20 protein-coding genes and 2 tRNA genes are annotated in these 22,987 nt (G+C 69.8%); 11 read left to right on the plus strand and 11 right to left on the minus strand.

The window, feature by feature from the left end:
• Positions 1-165: 165 nt before the first annotated feature.
• Positions 166-816 carry a TetR/AcrR family transcriptional regulator gene (locus ACQ3HE_RS02885; RefSeq protein WP_079705719.1) on the minus strand — a complete coding sequence of 217 codons (651 nt, stop codon included), beginning with the start codon at positions 814-816 and terminating at the stop codon, positions 166-168.
• Positions 817-1,024: 208 nt separating this feature from the next.
• On the opposite strand from ACQ3HE_RS02885, the gene ACQ3HE_RS02890 reads away from it, so the two are divergent.
• Genes ACQ3HE_RS02890 through ACQ3HE_RS02905 form a run of 4 tightly spaced genes read left to right on the plus strand, consistent with a single transcriptional unit; the run spans position 1,025 to position 6,163 of the window.
• Entirely contained in the window at positions 1,025-2,644 is a 1,620-nt protein-coding gene (locus ACQ3HE_RS02890; protein ID WP_430891256.1) for an ABC transporter substrate-binding protein, read from the plus strand.
• Complete coding sequence (locus tag ACQ3HE_RS02895) at positions 2,641-3,618, plus strand: ABC transporter permease (RefSeq protein WP_430891257.1); 978 nt, start codon at positions 2,641-2,643, stop codon at positions 3,616-3,618. The genes ACQ3HE_RS02890 and ACQ3HE_RS02895 overlap by 4 nt, the downstream gene beginning before the upstream one ends.
• A complete protein-coding gene (locus ACQ3HE_RS02900; RefSeq protein WP_430891259.1) occupies positions 3,615-4,493 on the plus strand; it encodes an ABC transporter permease in 879 nt (292 codons plus the stop codon). The genes ACQ3HE_RS02895 and ACQ3HE_RS02900 overlap by 4 nt, the downstream gene beginning before the upstream one ends.
• On the plus strand, positions 4,490-6,163 hold the full coding sequence (locus tag ACQ3HE_RS02905; RefSeq protein WP_430891261.1) for a dipeptide ABC transporter ATP-binding protein: 1,674 nt from the start codon (positions 4,490-4,492) through the stop codon (positions 6,161-6,163). The genes ACQ3HE_RS02900 and ACQ3HE_RS02905 overlap by 4 nt, the downstream gene beginning before the upstream one ends.
• On the opposite strand, the gene ACQ3HE_RS02910 is transcribed toward ACQ3HE_RS02905, so the two are convergent.
• Complete coding sequence (locus tag ACQ3HE_RS02910; RefSeq protein ID WP_430891263.1) at positions 6,143-8,347, minus strand: acyltransferase family protein; 2,205 nt, start codon at positions 8,345-8,347, stop codon at positions 6,143-6,145. The genes ACQ3HE_RS02905 and ACQ3HE_RS02910 overlap by 21 nt on opposite strands.
• 132 nt (positions 8,348-8,479) lie before the next feature.
• Between ACQ3HE_RS02910 and valS the strand changes: the two genes are divergently transcribed.
• From valS to ACQ3HE_RS02930, 4 genes are read left to right on the plus strand one after another with little or no spacing between them, the layout of a single operon-like run.
• The gene (gene valS / locus ACQ3HE_RS02915) at positions 8,480-11,077 is read left to right on the plus strand and encodes a valine--tRNA ligase (protein WP_430891265.1); all 2,598 of its coding nucleotides are present in this window, start codon (positions 8,480-8,482) and stop codon (positions 11,075-11,077) included.
• Positions 11,074-11,520, plus strand: a complete 447-nt coding sequence (locus ACQ3HE_RS02920) for a GNAT family N-acetyltransferase (RefSeq protein WP_430891266.1) — start codon at positions 11,074-11,076, stop codon at positions 11,518-11,520. Before valS ends, ACQ3HE_RS02920 begins: the two co-directional genes overlap by 4 nt.
• Positions 11,520-11,777 carry a hypothetical protein gene (locus ACQ3HE_RS02925; RefSeq protein ID WP_194601164.1) on the plus strand — a complete coding sequence of 86 codons (258 nt, stop codon included), beginning with the start codon at positions 11,520-11,522 and terminating at the stop codon, positions 11,775-11,777. Before ACQ3HE_RS02920 ends, ACQ3HE_RS02925 begins: the two co-directional genes overlap by 1 nt.
• 33 nt (positions 11,778-11,810) lie before the next feature.
• Positions 11,811-13,844: a M3 family metallopeptidase gene (locus tag ACQ3HE_RS02930; RefSeq protein ID WP_430891267.1), complete on the plus strand. Its 2,034-nt coding sequence runs from the start codon at positions 11,811-11,813 to the stop codon at positions 13,842-13,844.
• A 71-nt stretch (positions 13,845-13,915) separates the two neighbouring features.
• Here ACQ3HE_RS02930 and clpX read toward each other — a convergent pair whose 3' ends face one another.
• From clpX to ACQ3HE_RS02960, 6 genes are all read right to left on the minus strand, one after another.
• On the minus strand, positions 13,916-15,193 hold the full coding sequence (gene clpX / locus ACQ3HE_RS02935; RefSeq protein WP_064295154.1) for an ATP-dependent Clp protease ATP-binding subunit ClpX: 1,278 nt from the start codon (positions 15,191-15,193) through the stop codon (positions 13,916-13,918).
• A 111-nt stretch (positions 15,194-15,304) separates the two neighbouring features.
• The gene (locus ACQ3HE_RS02940; protein WP_056006676.1) at positions 15,305-15,973 is read right to left on the minus strand and encodes an ATP-dependent Clp protease proteolytic subunit; all 669 of its coding nucleotides are present in this window, start codon (positions 15,971-15,973) and stop codon (positions 15,305-15,307) included.
• A gap of 30 nt (positions 15,974-16,003) precedes the next feature.
• Positions 16,004-16,597 (minus strand): ATP-dependent Clp protease proteolytic subunit, encoded by a 594-nt coding sequence (locus ACQ3HE_RS02945; RefSeq protein ID WP_056006680.1) that lies wholly within the window; start codon positions 16,595-16,597, stop codon positions 16,004-16,006.
• Positions 16,598-16,741: 144 nt separating this feature from the next.
• Positions 16,742-17,248, minus strand: coding sequence for a tetratricopeptide repeat protein (locus ACQ3HE_RS02950; protein WP_124769176.1), 507 nt, complete (start codon positions 17,246-17,248; stop codon positions 16,742-16,744).
• Positions 17,249-17,332: 84 nt separating this feature from the next.
• The gene (gene tig, locus ACQ3HE_RS02955; RefSeq protein WP_430891268.1) at positions 17,333-18,799 is read right to left on the minus strand and encodes a trigger factor; all 1,467 of its coding nucleotides are present in this window, start codon (positions 18,797-18,799) and stop codon (positions 17,333-17,335) included.
• A 55-nt stretch (positions 18,800-18,854) separates the two neighbouring features.
• Positions 18,855-18,928: transfer RNA gene (locus tag ACQ3HE_RS02960), tRNA-Pro, on the minus strand.
• A gap of 193 nt (positions 18,929-19,121) precedes the next feature.
• On the opposite strand from ACQ3HE_RS02960, the gene ACQ3HE_RS02965 reads away from it, so the two are divergent.
• A tRNA-Gly gene (locus ACQ3HE_RS02965) sits at positions 19,122-19,192 on the plus strand.
• 199 nt (positions 19,193-19,391) lie between these two features.
• A complete protein-coding gene (locus ACQ3HE_RS02970; RefSeq protein WP_079705708.1) occupies positions 19,392-19,583 on the plus strand; it encodes a hypothetical protein in 192 nt (63 codons plus the stop codon).
• Here ACQ3HE_RS02970 and ACQ3HE_RS02975 read toward each other — a convergent pair.
• Complete coding sequence (locus ACQ3HE_RS02975; RefSeq protein WP_159878454.1) at positions 19,580-20,116, minus strand: gamma carbonic anhydrase family protein; 537 nt, start codon at positions 20,114-20,116, stop codon at positions 19,580-19,582. The two genes, ACQ3HE_RS02970 and ACQ3HE_RS02975, sit on opposite strands and share 4 nt — an antisense overlap.
• Positions 20,117-20,331: 215 nt before the next feature.
• On the opposite strand from ACQ3HE_RS02975, the gene ACQ3HE_RS02980 reads away from it, so the two are divergent.
• Positions 20,332-20,820 carry a Dps family protein gene (locus ACQ3HE_RS02980; protein ID WP_064295149.1) on the plus strand — a complete coding sequence of 163 codons (489 nt, stop codon included), beginning with the start codon at positions 20,332-20,334 and terminating at the stop codon, positions 20,818-20,820.
• Positions 20,821-20,901: 81 nt separating this feature from the next.
• On the opposite strand, the gene ACQ3HE_RS02985 is transcribed toward ACQ3HE_RS02980, so the two are convergent.
• Together ACQ3HE_RS02985 and ACQ3HE_RS02990 are read right to left on the minus strand one after the other, a co-directional pair.
• Positions 20,902-21,579: a response regulator transcription factor gene (locus ACQ3HE_RS02985; RefSeq protein ID WP_430891269.1), complete on the minus strand. Its 678-nt coding sequence runs from the start codon at positions 21,577-21,579 to the stop codon at positions 20,902-20,904.
• Positions 21,580-21,583: 4 nt separating this feature from the next.
• A complete protein-coding gene (locus tag ACQ3HE_RS02990) occupies positions 21,584-22,957 on the minus strand; it encodes a sensor histidine kinase (protein WP_430891270.1) in 1,374 nt (457 codons plus the stop codon).
• Between the last annotated feature and the right edge of the window lie 30 nt (positions 22,958-22,987).

Below are 22,987 nucleotides of genomic sequence, written 5' to 3' on the forward strand. Positions count from 1 at the left end.
CCGCTGGAACGGCCGCTCTGCATCGGCTGTGACGGGCCTGACCCGCTCGGTTCTACTGGGCTCCCGCTGAGCGGTCGCTGTTCTGCCGAGGACTCCCCGGTGATGGCCGGATCGATGTCGATGGTCCCATCGTACAGCCTGCGGAGCGGCTCCGAGGAGGGTCGGCTACGAGGAACTCGGCCCGTCGATCCGGGCGAGCGCGCGGCCGTACCCGTCCACCACCGGAGCGATCGCGCGGCGGAGGTAGTCGCCGAGCTCGCCCCGGCCGACACCTGCGGCCGCCCAGGCCCCGGCGCCGGCGACGATCGCGCCGGCGAGCGCCGCTGCGGCGGACCGGATGGTCAGCTCGTCGGCGCGGACGGCGAGGCGCGCGAGCGAGACCCGGAGCACGGCTTGGAGACGCAGCAGACGTTCGAGGCCGGACGCTTGCAGCTCCCACGCGGTGTCCATCAGTTCGATCTGCGTGAGCGCCCAGGGCACTGCGCCGTTCGAGCGCTCCTCGGCGATGCCCAGGAGCGCGGCTTGCAGTGACGGCATGGCGTCGGCGACATCCGTCGCAGGGGCGTCCCCGGCTGCGGCGAGCGCCCGTTCGAGTCCGGCGAGCGCGGCGTCGACGTCGACCCAGAGGACGTCGCTCTTGGAGCCGAAGTAGTTGAAGAAGGTGTTGCGACTGACGCCGGCGCGGCTCGCGATCTGGTCGACGGTGGTGCCGGGGTATCCCTGTTCGAGGAAGAGTTCGGCGGCCGCCTCCTCGAGGACGCGTCGGGAGGATCGTCGGGGTCTGCCGACGGCGTTCCGTGCCGGTGGTCGTGCCATGTGGGCTCCTTCCGCCGCCTGTGAGCCTAGCCGTCGTGCGAGGGGTCGGGGCGTGGTGTCGAGGCTCTATGCTGGTTCCGAGACGGCGTCCAATAATTCGTCCGACGCCGCCACCGGGCCCTCAGCACCCGGTCGATCGCCTTCTGGAGTCCCTGTGCCCGCATCCCCCTCCCCTGCCCGTCGACGCCCTGCGTCCTCGCGTCGTCCGTTGCGCATCGCCGCGGCGCTCGTTCCGCTCGCGGTCCTGCTGGCAGCGTGTGCACCGGGGACGCCGGCCGCGTCGAGCACGCCGAAGGCCGGTGGGACCCTCGTCTACGCCAGCGGGGACGCCGAGCCCACGTGTCTCGATCCGCACGTCGGCGGCAACTACCCGCAGGCCCTGTTGAGTGCACAGTTCCTCGAGCCGCTCGTCTCCCGAGACGCGAAGGGTGAGATCATCCCGTGGCTCGCCGAGTCCTGGACGACGTCGGAGGACGGTCTGACCTGGGAGTTCACGCTGCGGTCGGACGTGACGTTCACCGACGGCACCCCGTTCGACGCGGCAGCGGTCAAGGCGAACATCGAGCACCTGCAGGACCCGGCGACGAAGTCGTCCACGGGCTACCTCGCGGTGGGTAAGGTCGCGTCGGTCGAGGCGGTCGACGCCACGACGGCCCGGTTCATCCTCTCCGCTCCCGACAGCGCGCTCCTGGAGTCGTTGTCGCAGCCGTGGACGGCGATGGAGTCTCCGACGGGGATCGCCCGCGGTGAAGCCGCGAACTGCGATGCGCCGGTCGGTACCGGACCGTTCGTCGTCGACGAGTGGGTGAAGCAGGACCACGTCTCGCTCGTCCGGAACGACGCCTACGACTCGGCACCGGGCGACGCCGCGAACGACGGGCCGGCGTACCTCGACGGCATCACGTGGCGCTTCATCCCCGACTCCGCGTCGCGCTTCGCGGCACTCCAGAGCGGCGACGTCGACATCATCGACAACGCGCAGCCCGACACGATCGCGCAGGCGAAGGACTCGAAGACGATCGTCGACCTGGACGCACCCCGCCCCGGTGCCTCGAACCGCATCGAGCTGAACGCGGGACAGGCGCCGTTCGACGACCAGCGCGTGCGTGAGGCCTTCGTGCGGTCGACGGACGTGAACGCCGGCATCGAGTCCCTGTTCTTCGGCACGGCGAAGCGTTCCTACTCACCACTGTCGAGTGCGGAGGCCACCGCCTACTCCGACGAGAGCCTGTTCGGCTACGACCTCGATGCGGCGAACAAGCTCCTGGACGAGGCAGGCTGGACTGAGAAGGACGAGGACGGCGTGCGGACGAAGGACGGCGTCCGGCTGACCGTACGGTTCCCCGTCAGCACGAACCAGTCGATCCCGGCCGAGCAGTCGCTCTTCGAACAGATCCAGGCCGGAGCCGGCGACGCCGGCTTCGACGTGGAGCTCGAGCTGCTCGACCTATCGAGCTGGTACGAGGCACTCGGATCCAACGCCTACGAGGCCGTCAGCGCTCCGTACACGAAGGTGGGACCGGACGTGCTCCGCGTGCTCTACGACTCCTCGGGCATCGTCCCGGCGCCGAGCGGCTACTTCGCGAACCACGCCCAGCTGGACGACCCCGCACTCGACGAGATCCTGAAGCAGGCGAGCGACACCCTCGATCCCGAGGAGCGGGCGTTCCTCTACGAGCAGGCGCAGCAGATCATCCTCGACGGCTACTACATCCTGCCGCTCTACGACCAGCAGAACCACTTCCTGCTGAGCACCTCGCTGCAGGGCGTCCGCGCGCTGCCGACGGTGTCGACGCCGGTCTTCGGGGACGCCTGGCTCGTGGAGTGACCTCCGTCGGCCGCTCTGGACGCGACCTCCGCCGCCTGGCCGGGCGGATCGGGGCGCGTCTGGCCGGTGCGGTGTTCGTGCTCTGGGCGGTCGCGACGGTCACCTTCTTCGCCGTCCGGCTGATCCCCGGCGATCCGGCACAGGCCTATCTCGGTGGCCCCGGCTCCCAGGCGTCGGCTGAAGCGCTCGAGCGGGTGCGCGAGCAGTACGGCCTGGACGAGCCGCTCCTCGTCCAGTACCTGGCGCAACTGGTCCGACTGGTCCAGGGGGATCTCGGCGAGTCGGCGTCCCTCCGCACGCCGGTGGCCCAGGTGCTCGGCGAACAGCTCGGCGGGACGCTGGTACTGGCGACGGCGTCGCTCGCCGTCGCCTGGCTCCTCGCGCTCGGCCTCGCGGTCTGGTCGACCCGTGGTGGGCGGGTGTCCGCGGCCCTCGGATCGGCCGTCGAGCTCGTGGCGGCGTCGCTCCCCCAGTTCTGGCTCGCGACCGTCCTCATCACGCTCTTCAGCACCTGGCTCGCATGGCTCCCTCCGGTGAGTACGGGTGATGCGGCCGGTCTCATCCTCCCGGTGCTGACCCTTGCCATCCCGGTCGCCGGGTTCCTGGCCCAGGTGATGCGGGAACCGTTGCTCGACGCGGGGAGCGCACCGTTCGCCGTCTCCGCGGCCGCCCGTGGCGAATCGACCACCGGCCTGCTGCTCAGACACGGCCTACGCCACGCCGCCGTGCCCGCGGTGAACCTGTCGGGATGGGCCTTCGGGTACCTCATCAGCGGCGCGGTGGTGGTGGAGACCATCTTCGCCCGGCCCGGTCTCGGACGGACGCTGCTCCAGGCGGTGACCGTGCGCGACGTCCCGGTGGTCACCGGCGTGGTGTTGAGCTCGGCGGTGGCCTACGTCGTCGTCATGTTCCTCGCGGACCTCGCGGCGGAACTGCTCGACCCACGCGACCGGATCCGGCGGTCCGGTTCATGAGCGGGCTCGCGATCACGCCGGCGTCCGGAACCCCCGACGCCCGGATCCGCCGCGGATGGCGCCGGTCGTCGGGATTCGGCGCTCCCGAGATCATCGCGGCCGTGGTGGTGCTGTTCCTGCTCGGCTGTGCGCTCGCCCCCCAGCTGTTCGCGACAGCATCACCGACGGCGGTCGACCCGCGGACCGCGTTCTCGCCGCCCTCCCTCGCCCATTGGTTCGGCACGGACGAGTCAGGCCGCGACGTCTGGAGCCGGGTGGTGCACGGAGCCGGGACCTCGCTCCTCATCGGCGTCGCCGCGACGGCCATCGGACTGCTCCTCGGAGCAGTCCTCGCGACGATCGCCGCGGTCGGCGGCCGGATCGCGGACTTCGCCGTGGGACGCGTGCTCGAGGTGCTCTTCGCGTTCCCCGGCCTGCTGCTCGCGCTCCTCGTGATCGTCATCGCGGGGCCCGGTCCCGTCACGGCGACGATCGCAGTCGGCCTGTCGACGGCGCCGGGCTACGCGCGCCTCATCCGCGGTCAACTGCTCCAGGTCCGCTCCTCCGACTTCGTCGAGGCCGCGCGAGTGCTCGGACACGGGCCGGCCCGGATCCTGTTCCGACACATCCTCCCGAACGCCGTCGCCCCGCTGTTCGTCCTCGCCACCCTGGGCATCGGACAGGCGGTCGTCTGGGCGTCCGCCCTGAGCTACCTCGGGCTCGGGGCGCAACCACCCGCGCCGGAGTGGGGTGCCATGCTCGCCGCAGCACGCACCTATCTCGCGACGGCGTGGTGGCTCACGGCGTTCCCGGGTCTGATGATCGTCGCGACCGCCCTGTCCACCACGGTCCTCGGCCGGGGTCTCCAGCGTCGATCTCGGGAGGATGGCCGATGAGCGACTCCACTCCACTGCTCCAGGTGGAAGCACTGACGGTCGGATTCGGCGGCGGGGACGCTGTCGTCTCCGACGTCTCCTTCCAGGTCGAGCGCGGCACCTGCGTCGCGATCGTCGGCGAGTCGGGCTCCGGCAAGAGCGTGACCGCCAGATCGCTCCTGGGCCTCGCCGGCGCATCGGCACGGGTGACGGCCACTCGACTCGACTTCGACGGCACCGACCTCCGCGGACTCGGAGCATCGGCCTGGCGACGCCTGCGCGGGCGTCGCATCGGACTCGTCCTCCAGGACGCCCTCGTGTCGCTCGACCCCCTGCGACCGATCGGGCGCGAGATCGACGACGCACTCCGACTCGGCACCGACCTGGACCGGACCGCCCGCACCCGGCGGGTGCTCGAACTCCTCGACTCCGTCGGCATGCCCGACCCGGCTTCCCGCATCGGCCAGCGTTCCGGTGAACTCTCCGGCGGGCTCCGCCAGCGCGCGCTCATCGCGTCGGCGATCGCACTGGACCCCGACCTCCTCATCGCCGACGAACCGACGACCGCGCTCGACGTCACCGTCCAAGCTCGCATCATCGGCCTCCTCGACGACGTCAAGCGGCGCGGCGCGGGCCTCCTCCTGATCAGCCACGACCTCGCCGTCGTCTCGTCGATCGCCGACCACCTCGTCGTGATGCAGCACGGTGTCGTCGTCGAGCAGGGGCCGGCCGAGCAGGTGCTGACCAGGCCGACACACCCGTACACCCGAGCCCTCATCGCCGCGGTCCCCACCGACCGCGCTCGAGGGACGCGCCTCAGCGCGGACCCGGCGGTCGACTCAGCCCCGATGGCCGAACAGCCGGCGACGGGCACCCGCCCGACGACGCAGACCGGATCGGACGCACCCGCGCTGGAGTTCCGATCCGTCACCCGGAGCTTCGAACGCGGCCGCGGCGCCTCGGCGATCCTCGCGGTCGACGACGTCTCGCTCCGCCTGGACACGGGGACGACCCTGGGCGTGGTCGGCGAGTCCGGTTCGGGCAAGACCACCCTCGCCCGCATCGCACTCGGCCTCACGGCGCCGCAGTCGGGAGCCGTGCTCTTCGAGGGCGAACCGTGGTCGGAGCTCCCCGAGCGAGCGCGTCGTCCACGACGGAACCGTCTGGGCTGGGTCTCGCAGGATCCGCTGAGCTCGTTCGACCCACGCTGGCGCGTCGACGCCATCCTCGCCGACGCCGTTCGTGGACGCGAAGCCGCACCTCGCGACATCACCCGTCTCCTCGCGGACGTCGGCCTCGATCCCTCGCTGGCTCGCGCGCGCCCGCGGACGCTCTCCGGCGGGCAGCGGCAACGCGTGGCGATCGCCCGGGCACTCGCGAGTCGACCGTCGACGCTCATCCTCGACGAACCCGTCTCCGCGCTCGACGTCACCGTCCAGGCCAGGATCCTGGACCTCCTCGACGAGCTGCAGCGACGCCACGGCCTGAGCTACCTGCTGATCTCCCACGACCTCGGCGTCATCCGGCACATGAGCGACCGGGTCGCCGTGATGCAGCACGGACGGGTGGTCGAGCATGGCGACGCCGAGCAGGTGTTCACCGCCCCGGCCCACCCCTACACCGCCCGACTCGCAGCCGACGCTCCGCGCCTCATCGCGCCCGGTGCGGCGTCAGGGCGCGACGCCGTCTGACTCCGGCGTCGGGATCCGATCCAGCACCGCCTGGACGACGGGCGCGAGGGTCTCGGCGTACACCCAGCTCAGGTGGTGGTGGTCGCGGTACGCGAGGACACCGCCGATCACCGGCGAGCACCGATCGGACGCGCACAGGGCGTCCGAGAGGTCGACGGGTCGGACCCGTGGGTCGGTGCTCGCGAGGGCGGCCTCGTACTGCGGATCCTCCGTGAGCGCGTCGCTCCGGTTCCGGGCGCACCCGTCCTCCGGGTCAGCGTCGTCGCGGACGCACTCCAGCACGTCGTCCGACATCGTCGGGGTGTCGCGCAGCACGACGATCTGCTCGATCGTCGCGGGCACGAGCGCCCAGCGCTCCGCATAGGCTTCCGCGGCCACCTCCCGCCAGTCGCGGTCCCCCTCGGCGACGACCGGGTTCCGAGCGCGCGCCGAGACGACGAGCGTGTCGATCTCCGGTTCGTCCTGCAGCAGCTCGAGGGCGTCGCGGTTCCAGCTCAGGCACCCGGCGCGCATCTCGGCGAGCACCGCCGCGCTGGTCCCGGGCTCGGTGCGCTCGGCGTCGCTGAACGGGCAGGAACTCTTCGCCGCGACCAAGAGCCGCCACCCGTTCGCCTCGGCGGCCGTCGCGAACGCCGGCAACCACTGCTCGGCGTGCGAGTCGCCCATGAGCGCCACCGTCCTCGTCGCCTGCTCCGCGCTGGCACCGTAGGCGCAGACCTCGAACGCTGCAGCCCGGATGTCGGTGATGCAGCGGTCCGGCGGGAGGTCGGCGAGCGACGCGTCGGGAATGACGACCCCGCGGGTCTCGTCCCCGGGCGACGCCGAGGAACCGTCGCGCGAGGTCTCGCCACCAGAACCGTCCGTACCGTCCGATGGCGCTCCGCCGCTTCGCGGGCACGTCGCAGCATCGACGAGCTCCGCGGCACCGAGGCAGTTCGACGGGGTCGCGACCAGGGTCTCGATGCGCTGCTGTTCGGCCGCGATGCGCGCCTCGGCACCGGGGAGCACCCCGATCGAGGCGGCCAACAGGACGCTCATCGCGAGGGCGGTCGCGCCGATGACCCGTCGGGGCCGCCAACCGGCGATGCGCCCGAACCGGATCGGACGCTCCACGAACCGCGTCGTCACCTCCGCCAGGACGCCGGTGATGACGAGGAGGACGAGCTGCTCGGGGACGGTGGCCGACCGAGCGAGCACGATCCCGCCGAACACGATGAGGGGCCAGTGCCAGAGGTAGACCGCGTAGGAGCGGTCGCCGAGCCACTGGATCGGCGCCCGGGCGAGCAGCGCGGTCGGCGACCACCGGACGTCCGGGGCCCAGGCCGCCATCACGGCGATCGTCCCGCCCACCGGCAGCGCCGCGGTCAACGCCGGGAAGGGCGTCTCCCCCGAATACCAGACGGCAGCCGCCCCGATCGCGGCGAACCCGAGCCAGGCGACGACCGTGCGCGCACCCGCCCGCAGCGCCCACCCGCGCCGCGCTCCCTCGGCCACCAGGATCGCTGTCAGTCCCCCGGCGGCGAACTCCCAGGCCCTCGTCGTCGTCGCGAAGTAGGCCGGAGACGGGTCCTGCGCGGTGAAGACGACCGACCAGGCGGCCGACGCGATGCAGACGAGTCCGATCGCGATCGCGACGCCCCGACGCCGTACCGTCGGCGCAGCCGAGCGTCGGGCGAACCGCACGGCGAGCCAGCCGGCGACGAGGACCAGGATCGGCCAGACGAGGTAGAACTGCTCCTCGGCCGACAGTGACCAGAAGTGCTGCACGGGCGACGGAGCGTCCTCCGCCGCGAGGTAGTCGACCGCGGATCCGGCGAGCGCCCAGTTCTCGATGTACAGGCCCGACCACGCGATCTCGCGCAGGAACCGGGGCAGGTCCCCGAGTGGCGCGAGGTACCAGCTCGCGACGAGGGTCGCGGTGAGGACGGTGAGCGCTGCGGGGAGCAGCCGTCGTGCGCGCCGCGCCCAGAACCGCCCGAGTCGGACCGAACCGGATCGCTCGACCTCGGCGAGGAGGTGCGCCGTGATGAGGAAGCCGGAGATCGCGAAGAACACGTCGACGCCGACGAACCCGCCCGGCACGAGCCCCGGCCAGAGATGGAACACCACGACGAGCGAGACCGCCACGGCGCGAAGGCCTTGGAGGTCGGCTCTCACGGGGCCGGAGGCGGCTCTGGTCGACACGATCCGATGCTATCGGCGGAGGATGACGGTCTGCGGTCCGGCGTCCTCCCGGTCCCCTGCGATAGCATGGGATGTTCCCACACACTCAGGCACGCAGACACGGTGCCGCACATATCAGCAGGAGATCGCCTCATGACCGCTGCCAGCATCCCGGACAAGCCGGCCCTCGAAGGTCTCGAGCAGAAGTGGGGCTCCTCCTGGGAGTCCGCGGGGACCTACCGGTTCGAGCGCGACGGCGCGACGCGTGAGTGCATCTACTCGATCGACACCCCGCCGCCGACCGCATCCGGCTCCCTGCACATCGGTCACGTCTTCAGCTACACGCACACCGACGTGATCGCCCGCTACCAGCGGATGACCGGCAAGCGTGTCTTCTACCCCATGGGCTGGGACGACAACGGCCTCCCGACCGAACGCCGCGTCCAGAACTACTACGGCGTCCGGTGCGACCCGACGCTCCCCTACGACGCGGACTTCACCCCGCCGTTCGAGGGTGGCGACAACAAGAGCACCAAGGCGGCCGACCAGATCCCGATCTCGCGTCGCAACTTCATCGAGCTGTGCGAGCGCCTCACCGTCGAGGACGAGCAGCAGTTCGAGGCCGTCTGGCGTGCGCTCGGCCTCTCCGTGGACTGGACGCAGAGCTACCGCACCATCGGCGACGAGTCGATCACGGCGAGCCAGCTCGCGTTCCTGCGCAACCTGGACCGTGGCGAGGCCTACCAGGCCATGGCGCCGACCCTCTGGGACATCACCTTCCGCACGGCGGTCGCCCAGGCGGAGCTCGAGGACAAGGAGCAGCCGGGCACCTACCGTCGACTCTCCTTCCACCGCCCAGACGGCGGCACCATCGAGATCGAGACCACACGGCCGGAGCTCCTCCCCGCCTGCGTCGCCCTCGTCGCCCACCCCGACGACGAGCGCTTCAAGCCGCTGTTCGGCACGACCGTGACCACGCCGGTGTTCGGCGTCGAGGTGCCCGTACTCGCCCACCACCTCGCTCAGCCCGACAAGGGTGCCGGCATCGCGATGGTGTGCACCTTCGGCGACATCACCGACATCGTGTGGTGGCGCGAACTCGACCTCCCCAACCGCGCGATCCTCGGCTTCGACGGCCGCGTCATCTCCGAGGCTCCGGAGGCGATCACCTCCGAGGCCGGCCTCGAGGCGTACGCGCAGCTCGCCGGGAAGACCGTCTTCAGCGCCAAACAGACCGTCGTCGACCTCCTCGCCGCCTCGGGCGACCTGATCGGCGAGCCGAAGCAGATCACCCACCCGGTGAAGTTCTTCGAGAAGGGCGACAAGCCGCTCGAGATCGTCTCGACCCGCCAGTGGTACATCCGCAACGGCGCCCGCGACGAACAGCTCCGCGGCCGCCTCCTCGAACTCGGCTCGGAGCTCGAGTGGCACCCCGACTTCATGCGCGTGCGCTACGAGAACTGGGTCGGTGGCCTGTCCGGCGACTGGCTGATCTCCCGCCAGCGCTTCTTCGGAGTGCCGATCCCCCTCTGGTACCCGCTCGACGCCGACGGCAACCCGGTCTACGACCAGCCGATCGCGCCAGACCACGCCGCTCTGCCCGTCGACCCGTCCAGCGATGCCGCACCCGGTTACGACGAGTCGCAGCGCGGTGTCCCCGGCGGGTTCATGGGCGAGGTCGACGTCATGGACACCTGGGCCACGTCGAGCCTCACCCCGCAGCTCGCCGGCGGCTGGGAGCGCGACCCCGAGCTCTGGGACCTGGTGTTCCCGTACTCGCTGCGCCCGCAGGGTCAGGACATCATCCGCACCTGGCTGTTCTCCACCATGCTCCGCAGCGTCCTCGAGTACGACCAGAAGCCGTGGGAGCACGCCTCCGTGTCCGGCTTCATCGTCGACCCCGACCGCAAGAAGATGTCGAAGTCGAAGGGCAACGTCGTCACGCCGGCGGCCATGCTCGAACAGCACGGTTCGGACGCCGTCCGGTACTGGGCGGCCTCGAGCCGTCTCGGCACCGACGCCGCCTTCGACCCGCAGAACCCGACGCAGATCAAGATCGGCCGGCGCCTGGCGATCAAGGTGCTCAACGCCTCGAAGTTCATCCTCGGGTTCACCGGTCGTGAAGACGCCCCGGTGACTGAGGCCGTCGACCTCGCCATGCTGAGCGTCCTCCGCAAGACCGTCGCCGACGCCAGCAGTGCGCTGGCCGGTTACGACCACGCACGCGCGCTCGAGCTCACCGAGGCGTTCTTCTGGACGTTCTGCGACGACTACCTCGAGCTCGTCAAGGAGCGGGCCTACGGCGAGGAGAGCCCCGAGCAGGCTTCGGCGGTGGCCGCGCTGCGGATCGCGCTCTCGACCCTGCTCCGCCTGTTCGCCCCGTTCATCCCGTTCGCGGCCGAGGAAGCCTGGTCCTGGACGCACGATGGCTCCGTGCACCGTGCCAGCTGGCCGACCGACGAGGAGTTCGCAGGACTCGCAGCGGGCGAACCGCAGGTGCTGCAGCTCGCGAGCGAGGCGCTCACAGGCATCCGGCGCGCGAAGACCGACGCCAAGGCTTCCCAGAAGACCCCGGTGGACTCCGCGGTCATCGCCGGACCCGCCGCATCGATCGAGCTGCTCGCGCTCGTCGCAGACGACCTCCGCGCCGTCGGACGCATCGAGTCTCTCGAGTTCCGCACCGCCGATGTCCTGTCGGTCGGCGACATCGTCTTCACGCCGGCGGCCGACGCCGAGGAGGCACGCGCATGAGCGTCACCATCCGTCCCGCCGTCGAGAGCGACCTGTTCGCCTGGCACGCGCTGTACTCCGGCTACGGGGAGTTCTACGGCAACCCCCTGACCGACGAGAAGGCCGTCCTCGTGTGGGGCTGGCTCAGCGACCCGGCCCACCCGTTGACCGCGCTCGTCGCGGAGGACGCACAGGGCGCCCTCGTCGGGCTCGCCCACTATCGCGTGTTCCCCCGTGCCCTCGCCGGCGGGACCGGGCTCTACCTCGACGACCTCTTCGTCGCCGAGGACGCCCGCACCGGCGGGGTCGGGACCGCGCTGATCGAGCACGTCCGCGACCTCGCGAAGGCGGACGGCCACAGCGTCGTCCGGTGGATCACCGCCGCCGACAACGAGCGCGCCCAGGCCGTGTACGACAAGCTGGCGACCCGCACGAGCTGGGTCACCTACGACCTGGAGCCGTGATGCAACTCGGAACCCGCTGGGCCGTCGGCGCCAAGCCACCGGAGAACGTGCCGACGCCGGTGCAGACGGCCATCGCTGCTGAGGAGCAGGAGTTGCTCGCGCAGGGTGTCGACACGTCCTCGTGGCGATGGACCCTCACCTGGCTCGAGCGCCGGCCCGTGGTCGAGCTCGACGACGGTACGACCATCCGTCAGCACGCGGACGGATCCGTCAGCCTCACCCGGCCGGACGACGACCGCGACGACGACGAGGACTGAGCCTCCTCCCCGGCACGCTGGATAGGGTGAGGTATGGAATCACACACGAATCCGTTCCTCCAGCCGAGCACACTCCCCTATCAGCTGCCGCCGTTCGGCGAGATCCGCGAGGAGCACTTCCGCCCCGCCTTCACCGCCGGGTTCGCGCAGCAACTCGACGAGATCGCGGCGATCACCGCGCAGGACGACGCGCCGACCTTCGAGAACACGCTGATCCCACTCGAACGGAGCGGCGCGATCCTCCGGCGGGTCGCAGCGGTCTTCTTCAATCAGAGTTCGGCGGACAGCTCCGCGTTCACCAATGAACTCGAGGAGGAGCTCGCTCCGCAGCTGGCCGCCCACGAGGACGCGATCAGGCTCGACCCCGCGCTGTACGCGCGGATCGCGGCGGTCCACGCGAGTCTCGACGACCTCCAGCTGACCGCCGAGGCGGTCTACCTGGTCCGACGCGTGTACAGCGAACACACGCTCGCGGGCGCAGGTCTCGACGCCGAGGAGAAGCAGCGGCTCTCCGACCTCAATCTCCGCCTCTCGACACTGACCACCCGGTTCGAGAAGCAGCTCCTGGCCGACACCAACGAGCTCGCCGTCCACCTCACCGATGCCGCAGAGCTCGACGGCCTGAGTGCGGGCGAGATCTCCGCAGCGGCCCAGGCGGCCGCCGAGCGAGGCCTCGACGGTTGGCTCGTCACCCTCGTCCTCCCGACCGGCCATCCGGCGCTGTCGTCGTTGACGCACCGTGGCGTCCGCGAGCGGATCATGTCGGCCTCCCGTGCTCGCGGCACGCACGGCGGACCGAACGACAACCGCGACCTCGTCCTCGAGATCACCCGCCTCCGAGCCGAGCGCGCCGCGCTCCTGGGTTTCCCGTCGCACGCGGCAGTGGTCACCGCGGACCAGACCGCGGGGACCCCGGAGGCCGTCGCAGCGCTCCTCTCCCGTCTGGCGATCCCCGCCGCCCGCAACGCGGATCGGGAACAGCGCGAGCTCGAGCGGGTCACCGGTCTCGAGACCGTCGAGGCCTGGGATTGGCCGTTCGCGACCGAACAGGTCAGGATCGACCGGTTCGATGTCGACACCAGCGTGATGCGCCCGTACTTCGAAGCGGAGCGGGTCCTGTTCGACGGGGTGTTCGCCGCAGCGACCAAGCTCTACGGCATCACCTTCGCCGAACGGAGCGATCTCCAGGGCTACCACCCCGACGTCCGTGTCTTCGAGGTCTGGAACGAGGACGGCTCCGGCCTCGGCCTGTACCTCCTGGACCTGTACACCCGCGACAGCAAGCGCGGCGGCGCCTGGATGAACGCGCTCATCTCCCAGAACCGCCTGCTCGACCAGCCCACCGTCGTGGTCAACAACCTGAACGTCCCGAAGCCTACCGACGGCGAACCGACCCTGCTGAGCCTCGACGAGGTCACGACCTTCTTCCACGAGTTCGGCCACGCGCTGCACGGTCTCTTCGCGGAGGTCGAGTACCCGCGGTTCTCCGGTACGAACGTCTTCCGGGACTTCGTCGAGTTCCCGAGCCAGGTGAACGAGATGTGGATGCTGTGGCCCGAGGTGCTCGCCGGCTACGCCAGGCACGTCGAGACCGGTGAGCCGATGCCGCAGGAACTGGTGGCGAAGCTCCAGGCGTCCGAGGGGTTCAACGAGGGCTTCTCAACGAGCGAGTACCTCGCTGCGGCGATGCTCGACCAGGCGTGGCACAGCATCGGTGCAGATGACCGGGTCGACGATGTGGAGGCGTTCGAGGCGGCGGCACTCCGGTCCGCCGGGCTCGACAATCCGGCCGTCCCGCCCCGCTACGCGAGCACGTACTTCGCCCACACCTTCTCGGGTGGATACGACGCCGGCTACTACTCCTACATCTGGAGCGAGGTGCTCGACGCCGACACCGTCGACTGGTTCACGGAGAACGGCGGACTGACGAGGGAGAACGGCGACCGCTTCCGCACCAAGCTCCTCGGGGTCGGCGGTTCGAAGGATCCTCTGGAGGCCTACCGCGACTTCCGTGGGCGCGACGCGGTCATCGAGCCGCTCCTCCGACGCCGCGGACTCGAGGACTGAACGACGAAGCCCGCCGCAGCGACTCCGGAGGATCCGGGGCTGCGGCGGGCTTGTTCACCGCTGGGTGTCGTCTAGGCCGACTTCTCCTGACGGCGAGCCGCACGCGGGACGATCGTCGGGGCCGCGTTCTCGACGACGGACTCCCGGGTGATGACCACGCGAGCGACCTCGTCGGTGGAGGGCACCTCGAACATGATCGGCCCGAGCACCTCTTCCATGATGGCTCGGAGCCCTCGGGCACCGGTCTTGCGGAGGACGGCGAGGTCGGCGATCGCTTCGAGTGCCGCCTGGTCGAACTCCAGCTCGACGCCGTCGATCTCGAACATGCGCTGGTACTGACGCACGAGCGCGTTCTTCGGGACCGTGAGGATCTCCATGAGCGCGTGCTGGTCGAGCGGCGTGACCGTCGTGACGACCGGCAGCCGGCCGATGAACTCAGGGATGAGGCCGAACTTGTGGAGGTCTTCCGGCAGGACCTCACCGAAGAGGTTCACGTCGTCGCCCTTGCTGTGCAGGGGTGCGCCGAAACCGATGCCCTTCTTGCCCGCTCGGGAGGAGATGATCTCCTCCAGCCCGGCGAAGGCCCCAGCGACGATGAACAGGACGTTCGTCGTGTCGATCTGGATGAACTCCTGGTGCGGGTGCTTCCGGCCGCCCTGCGGGGGTACCGAGGCGACGGTTCCCTCGAGGATCTTGAGGAGCGCCTGCTGGACACCCTCACCGGAGACGTCGCGCGTGATGGAGGGGTTCTCCGCCTTGCGGGCGATCTTGTCGACCTCGTCGATGTAGATGATGCCGGTCTCCGCGCGCTTGACGTCGTAGTCGGCGGCCTGGATGAGCTTGAGGAGGATGTTCTCGACGTCCTCGCCGACGTAACCGGCCTCGGTCAGTGCGGTCGCATCGGCGACGGCGAAGGGGACGTTCAGTCGCTTCGCGAGGGTCTGCGCGAGATACGTCTTGCCGCATCCGGTCGGCCCGATGAGGAGGATGTTGCTCTTCGCGATCTCGATATCGTCGTGCACCGTCTCGGCGGGAGCGAGCGTGGCGCGTGAGCGGACGCGCTTGTAATGGTTGTACACCGCGACCGAGAGCGCCTTCTTCGCGGCCTCCTGGCCGATGACGTACTCCTCGAGGAAGGCGAAGATCTCCTTCGGCTTCGGGAGGTCGAACTCGCTCACCGTCTCCTCGCTCGCTTCAGCGAGCCGCTCGGCGATGATCTCGTTGCACAACTCGACGCACTCGTCGCAGATGTACACGCCGGGACCAGCGATCAGCTGCTGGACCTGCTTCTGGCTCTTGCCGCAGAACGAGCACTTGAGCAGATCGGCGCTTTCGCCTATCCGTGCCATGTCTTTCCCTCTCCCTGGAGATTCGGTGCTCCGAGCCTAACCTGTCCCTGCGACAACTCGGCGCGCCACCCCGCTGGGATGACGCGCCGAGTCGTGAGCACGGGAGCCGGGTCAGGCCGTGATGGCCGCGACCGGGTTCTTCCGCGAGGTGAGCACCTGGTCGATGAGACCGTACTCGAGCGCCTCGGCGGCCGAGAGGATCTTGTCGCGGTCGATGTCCTTGTTTACCTGCTCCACCGAACGGTTGGAGTGGTGTGCCAGGGTCGACTCGAGCCAGCCGCGCATGCGGAGGATCTCGGCCGCCTGGATCTCAATGTCCGAAGCCTGACCGTGGCCGGCCTCACCGACGGCGGGCTGGTGGATCAGGATGCGGGCGTTCGGGAGCGCCAGGCGCTTGCCCGGCGTACCGGCGGCGGTGAGCACGGCAGCGGCGGAGGCCGCCTGTCCGAGGACCACCGTCATGACGTGCGGACGGATGTACTGCATCGTGTCGTAGATCGCCGTCATCGCGGTGAACGAGCCACCGGGTGAGTTGATGTACATGACGATGTCGCGGTCGGGGTCCATGCTCTCGAGCACGAGCAGCTGGGCCATGATGTCGTCGGCCGATGCATCGTCGACCTGCACGCCGAGGAAGATGATGCGGTCCTCGAAGAGCTTCGCGTACGGGTCCTGGCGCTTGTAGCCGTAGGCCGTGCGCTCCTCGAAGCTCGGGAGGATGTAGCGAGCACCCGGCATCTGCAGCGAGCGTCCCGCCGCACTGAACGTTGGAGTCTCCATGTGTTGCATTCCTGTCTGGTCGAAGCCGGGTTACTTGTCGCTGTCGACGGTTCCGCCGCCGCCGGCCACGTCGAGCGCGGACTCACGGAGGTGGTCGACGAAACCGTATTCGAGCGCCTCTTCGGCGTTGAACCAGCGGTCGCGGTCGCCATCGGCGTTGATCTGCTCGACGCTCTTGCCGGTCTGCGCCGCGGTGATCTCGGCGAGACGGCGCTTCATGTCGAGGATGAGCTGCGCCTGGGTCTGGATGTCGCTCGACGTCCCGCCGAATCCGCCGTGCGGCTGGTGGAGGAGCACGCGGGCGTTCGGGGTGATGTAGCGCTTGCCCTTGGTGCCGGCCGTGAGGAGGAGCTGACCCATCGACGCGGCCATGCCGATACCGACCGTGACGATGTCGTTCGGCACGAACTGCATGGTGTCGTAGATGGCCATGCCGGCCGTGATGGAGCCACCGGGCGAGTTGATGTAGAGGTAGATGTCGCGCTTCGGGTCGTCCGCGGCGAGGAGCAGCAGCTTGGCCGCGATCTCGTTCGCGTTCTCGTCGCGGACCTCGGCGCCCAGCCAGATGATCCGGTCCTTCAGCAGGCGGTCAAAGACACTGGGCGAGAACTGTGGTTCGGCCATTATCGCTCCGTTTCGGTTGTGCAGTGGTTCGAATCTATCGGAGGCGACGCACCACCAACGCCCTGTTCGCCCTCGGCAGACTCCCGGGCGACGGGGTTCGCCGGCAGCGGACGGCGAGCGGACGGAAGGCGCGACCGTCGGGGCTCAGCGGAGCGGATCCGTCTCGAGTTCGTCGGCGTAGGCGCGGACGGACCGGTGGTATCGCGGCAGGTGCGGCACGAGGGCGCGGAGGGCGACGGCGGTCGCTCGACGCGGGTCCCCCGAGCTGGCGAGCGCCAGGGCCAGGAAGGCCGCGGTCGCGTCCGCGTACGGACCGGTCGGATCGTCCGCGAGCTGCTGTTCGAGCAGGACGACGCTCTCAGCGGTCCGGCCGAGGTTGCGGAGGGTGCTGGCCAGTTGGATGATCGCCTGCGGACGGTGCTCCTCGTCGAGCCCGGCCTCGAGCGCGGCGCGATAGCAGACCTCGGCCTCGACCTCGTGGCCGGCGGAGTCGCGTGCACCGGCAGCCTCGAACGCGGCGCGGGCGTCACCCGGCGGACGCTCGGCGGCCAGGGCGTCGATGGCCGCGATGCGCTGCTCGTCGTCGATGGTCTCGTCGGCCCAGACGGCTGCGACGCGGTCGTCCCAGCCGGTTGCGTCGGTCGTCGTCATGATGGCTCCCATTCGGCTGACGTGTCCGGAGACGACGACAGGGGCGGAATCGCTTCCGCCCCTGTCGTCACTGCTGGTGCTGTCCTACTCGGCAGCGGCCTCGTCGGCAGCGGCCTTCTTGGCCGGTGCCTTCTTGGCGGGCGCCTTCTTCGCAGGTGCCTTCTTGGCGGCGGCCTTCTTCGGCTCTGCCGCGGCCGGAGCCTCGTCGGCGGCGTCCTCGGCCGGAGCCTCGGTCGTCTCGTCGGCTGCAGTCTCGGTGGCGGCGTCCTCGTCCTCGACCACGGCAACGAAGTCGCTCAGGTCGACAGGCTTGCCGTTGGAGTCGACGACCTCGGCCTTGCCGAGCGCGATGGCGATGGCCTTGTTGCGGGCGACCTCGCCGACCATGGCGGGGATCTGACCCTGCTGGCCGAGTGCCTCGATGAACTCACCGGGCTCCATGCCGTACTGCGACGCGCTCTGGATGAGGTACTCGGTGAGCTCGTTCTGGTTCACCTGGACGTTGAGCGACTCCGCGAGTGCGTCGAGGAGGAGCTGCGTGCGCAGCGCCTTCTCGCTGGACTCGGTGACCTCGGCGCGGTGCTCGTCGTCCTCGAGGCGGTTCTCGCCCTCGAGGTGACGGTGCACCTCGTCCTCGATGACGCTCTCGGGTACGGGGATCTGCGCGGCCTCGAGCATGGCGTCGACGAGCGCGGTGCGTGCGTCGCGGCCCTGGGTGATGACCTGCTGGCGCTCGACGACCTCGCGCAGCTGCGCCTTGAACTCGTCGATGGTGTCGAACTCGCTCGCGATCTGAGCGAAGTCGTCGTCGGCCTCGGGAAGCTCGCGCTCCTTGACGGCGGTCAGCGTGACGGTGACCTCGGCGTCCTCGCCCTCGTGCTCGCCACCGAGCAGCGGCGAGGTGAAGGTGGTGGTCTCACCGGCGGTGAGGGAGTCGAGTGCCTCGTCGATGCCGGTGAGCAGCTCGCCCGAACCGATCTCGTAGGAGACGCCGCTCGCGCGGTCGACCTCGGAGTCGTTGATCTTGGCGACCAGGTCGAGCTGGGCGAAGTCGCCCGTCTTGGCCGGGCGGTCGACGGTCACGAGCGTGCCGAAGCGTGCACGGATGCGGTCGAGCTCGTCCTGGACGTCGGCTTCGCCGGCTTCCTGGGCGTCGACGGTGAGCTTGAGGCCCTCGTAGGCGGGAAGCGTGATCTCGGGACGGACGTCGACCTCGATGTTCACGAGCAGGTCGCCGGAGAAGTCCTTCTCGTTCGGCCACTCGACGATGTCGGCCTGCGGGCGGCCGAGCGGACGGAGTTCGTTCTCCTCGAGTGCCTTGCGGAAGAAGCCGTCGAGGCCCTCGTTGACGGCGTGCTCGATCACGGCGCCCTTGCCGACGCGCTGGTCGATGATCGCCGGTGGCACCTTGCCCTTACGGAAGCCTGGGACGTTGATGTCCTCGGCGATGTGTCCGTAGGCGTGGGTGATGCTCGGCTTGAGCTCCTCGGGCGTCACCGCGATGGCGAGCTTGACGCGAGTGGGGCTCAGCTTCTCGACCGTGGTCTTCACGTGATTACTTCTCCTGTGTCGGGGATTCTGCCTCAGTTGAGGACGCAAAACGGAGTCGGGGCGACAGGATTCGAACCTGCGACCTCCCGGTCCCAAACCGGGCGCTCTACCAAGCTGAGCTACGCCCCGGATCGGCGACAATCCGGCCAGCCGGCCCGACCGACGAGCGGTGGGCGAAATGGCCTCGGTCAGTCTAGCCCAGAATCTGTGCGGCCCCTGTGCGGTTTCCGGGGCGGAACCGGCCTCGGGACACGGAGCTGCACGGATGGGCGCTCGGGATGCAGTAGCATTACCGGGTGAGTTCGTCGCACTGCGACGCCTCGGGGATGTAGCTCAATGGTAGAGCCTCAGTCTTCCAAACTGATTACGCGGGTTCGATTCCCGTCATCCCCTCTCCATTCCTCAGAACCAGGCAGCGCCGCGAAGGCAGGCGCGACGGTTCGGCTACCGCGCAGGTACTTCCTGGCGCCGCGCCCTTCGACAGGCTCAGGGACCGGAAGAGGATCGCCGGAGCGCGAGGCCCGCCGCTGAGCGCTTCGACAGATCCGGGCGGGGGCGGAGCACAGGATGGGCGACGCCCTAGGCTGAGCGCATGCGACTCGACGCGATCTGGCCCCACATCTGGACGGTGGCCGGTGCGCTCGTCTTCTTCGTCGGGGTGTACGCACTCGCGACCGGGCGACTCGGCGTCGGACTCATCTGCATGATCGGCTGCGTCGTCTGCCTGTCCGGCTCGCTCGCCGCGCAGCGTCGCCTCAGGAAGCGCGACGCACGCCGCCGCTAGTCTTCGTCGACGGCTGCGGCGTGGACCGCTCTGAGCGCGACGTAGTGTGCGGCGTTCTGCCGGATCGCCTCCCGCTCGTCGGCCGTCAGCTCCCGCCGCACCTTGGCGGGGACCCCGGCGACGAGCGAACCGGGCGGCACGATCATGCCCTCGAGGACCACCGCTCCCCCGGCGACGAGCGACCCGGCACCGATCACGGCGCCACTCAGGACCACGGAACCCATCCCGATGAGGCAGTCGTCCTCGACCGTGCAGCCGTGGACGACCGCGTTGTGCCCGACGGAGACGTTGCGTCCGATGACCGTCGGGTGGCCACTGTCCGTATGCACGGCGACCCCGTCCTGGATGTTGGACCCTGCGCCGAGCCTGATCGAGTCGGAGTCCGCGCGGAGGACGGCGTTGTACCAGACGCTCGAATCCGCGGCGAGCGTCACGGCGCCCACCAGCACGGAGCCCGGCGCCGTGTAGGCACTCGGGTCGATCTGGGGCGAGCGTCCGTCTGAGAGTTTCCTGACCGTACCGTGCAGCGTCATACCGGCCACGCTATCGCAGGCGGCCCCAGCCGTCGGGAACCCGCGTCGTTCCGGGGTGAATCGCCGGTACGGTCAGGCTTTCCTTGCTGAGTGCACCCTTCGTAAGCCGAGCCTCGACTTCCTTGCGGAATGTCTGCGGCTGAGTACCGTTGCATTCAAGCAGACCGACGAATCCGCCCGACCAGGGCCACACTCGTCAACGAAGGGGAAACACCATGACCGACATCACCACCTCCATTCCGCAGGCCGTCGCCAACCCGGACGTCGCAGCAGGCACCGCGCAGTTCCTCAGCCCCGTCGTCGTCGACCTCACCGCCATCGTCGTCAACGGCAAGCAGGCCCACTGGCACGTGCGTGGCGCGAACTTCATCGGCGTCCACGAGCTGCTCGACGACATCGTCGACCACGCGCAGGAGTGGGCCGACCTCGCCGCAGAGCGCATCGTCGCCCTCGGACTCCCGGTCGACGCACGCCTCAGCACCGTCGCCGCGAAGACCAGCACGCCCGAGCTGAGCGAGGGCTTCCAGCAGTCCGACCGCACCATCGCCGAGGTCATCGCCCTCATCGACGCGGCCTCCGCCTCGGTCAACACCGCGGTCGACGAGCTCGACGAGCTCGACCAGACCAGCCAGGACATCGCGATCGAGATCGCCCGCGGCCTCGACAAGGACCGCTGGTTCCTCTTCGCCCACCTCAGCCGGTAGCACCCCGGCGGGGCGACCCGCCAGCATCACCCACGAAGGGGCAGTCATCCGTGACTGCCCCTTCGTCGCGCGTGTCACCCGTCAACCGTTGCGCTGGAGCAGGGCCAAGACCGCGAGGACGCGTCGGTGGTCGCTCCCGGAGTCCTCGAGACCGAGCTTCTGGAAGATGGCCGAGATGTGCTTCTCGACCGCACCGACACCGACCCGCAGGCGTTCGGCGATCGCCGTGTTCGTGCGCCCCTCCGCCATGGCGGAGAGCACCTCCGTCTCACGCGGGGTCAGGCCGGCCAACGGGTCGCGCTGTGCTGCGAACAGGGTGCGGACCACGTCGGGGTCGAGGACGGTCCCTCCCTCGACCAACCGGTGGATGGCGTCCTGCACCTCCTTCAACGAGGCGACCCGGTCCTTGAGCAGATAGCCGATCCCACGCCCGCCGTCCGCGAGCAGCTCCCGGGCGTAGACGGTCTCGACATACTGGCTGAGCAGCAGGACGGGGAGGTCGGGATGCTCGGCACGCAGCGCTATCGCTGCTCGGACCCCTTCGTCCCGGAACGTGGGCGGCATGCGGACGTCCATGACGATGAGGTCCGGTCGATCCGCCGCGAGTCCGTGCTGGAGCGCCTCCGCATCGCCGTACGCGGCGACCGTGACGAAGCCCGCCTCGTCGAACAGTCGGATCAAGCCCTCGCGGAGGAGCGTCGAGTCCTCCGCGATCGCTATGCGGAGCGGTCCACCAGCGGCACGGTCAGGGCTGATCACCCGTTCAGCCTACGGGGAGCGAGATCGCGACGGCGCTGCCGCGTACGACGCCGTCCCACACCGGGGCCGACTCGATCACCAGTCTCCCGCCGAGGCCCTGCGCCCGTTCGGTCAGGCCTTCGAGACCGTGGCCCGGTTCCAGGTGCGCGCCGCCCCGACCGTCATCCGTCACGCGGAGCGTGAGCCGCGAACCCAGCTGCTGGTCAACCGTCGCGTGGGCCTCGACGCCGGCGCGCCGCGCATCCGCATGCTTCGACACGTTGGTCAGGAGTTCGGCGACGATGAAGTAGATCCCGCGTTCCGTCTCGCGAGGCAGCGTCACCGATGAGACGACCGCCAGCTCCGTCCTCGTCGGCACCGGACACCGCGCGGCGAGGTCGTCGAGTGCGGCGACGAGGCCGCGGTCCTGCAGCAGTGGCGGCATCAGGCCCTTCGAGAGCGCACGGAGTTCGTCGAGCGTCTCGGCGGCCTGGGCGCGCGCCTCACCCAGGAGCGAGCGTGCCGAGGCGGGGTCCGTGTCGAGGCGTCGTTCGGCGGCCGCGAGATCCATCTGCAACCGGACGAGTCGCTGCTGCGGACCATCGTGGATGTCCCGTTCGAGCCGCCGCACCGCGCCAGCCTCAGCCGAGACAGCGGCACCGCGTGCACGCCGCTCCGCCAGGAGCTCGGCTCGCAGCTCCTCCTGTGGCCGCGCACCGAACAGCCCGGAGGCGATGGCGTGGTGCAGCAGCACCAGCACCCGGAGGACCAGCGGGAGCGTCACGAGGAACACGACGCCGAGCGCGAGGTTCCAGAGCTTGTCGGCGAGCAACGCGTCCGACGGGTCCAGCGTGGGAGCCAGGAGCTCCGCGAAGCCCGAGGACGAACCAGCCGAGAGCCGGTCCGCCCAGATCCAGTACGTCGTGCCGGCGACGGCACCTACGGTCCAGGTGATGGTCAGTCCCCAGGTGACGCCCCCGACGATCGGGTTCACGAGGACCGTGTGCAGGGCCGCGAGCCACCAACGCGGTCCGGCGAGTGGAGCGAGCACGGCACCCAGTGTCGTCTCGGTCCCGATGGACGACCGCCAGGCTCCTCCTCGGATCGGCGGGAGACCCGTCGTGCGGAGACGCGCGACCTCGAGCTCCACGAACGCCCGCGAGACCCAGAGGCCGCCGACGATGATCAGGAGACCGACCCCCAGGATCGCGAGCCCGAAGCCGAGGGAGAGGATCACCACGGCCACGATGCTTCCGGCGATGACGATCGGCAGGTTGGGCAGCAGGAACAGGAGCGATCCGGGGACGTCCCGCCAGAGCCGACCGTATCGCCACGCGCCCCGGGTGGAGGGATCGGGCTTCGCCGACGCGTCGAGCTGTCGGCCGATGGCGGTGGTCATGAAGGAGGTCCTTTCGACGGAGCGGTCCCG

It is taken from the genome of Plantibacter auratus (genome assembly GCF_050587365.1).
Lineage (GTDB): Bacteria > Actinomycetota > Actinomycetes > Actinomycetales > Microbacteriaceae > Plantibacter > Plantibacter auratus.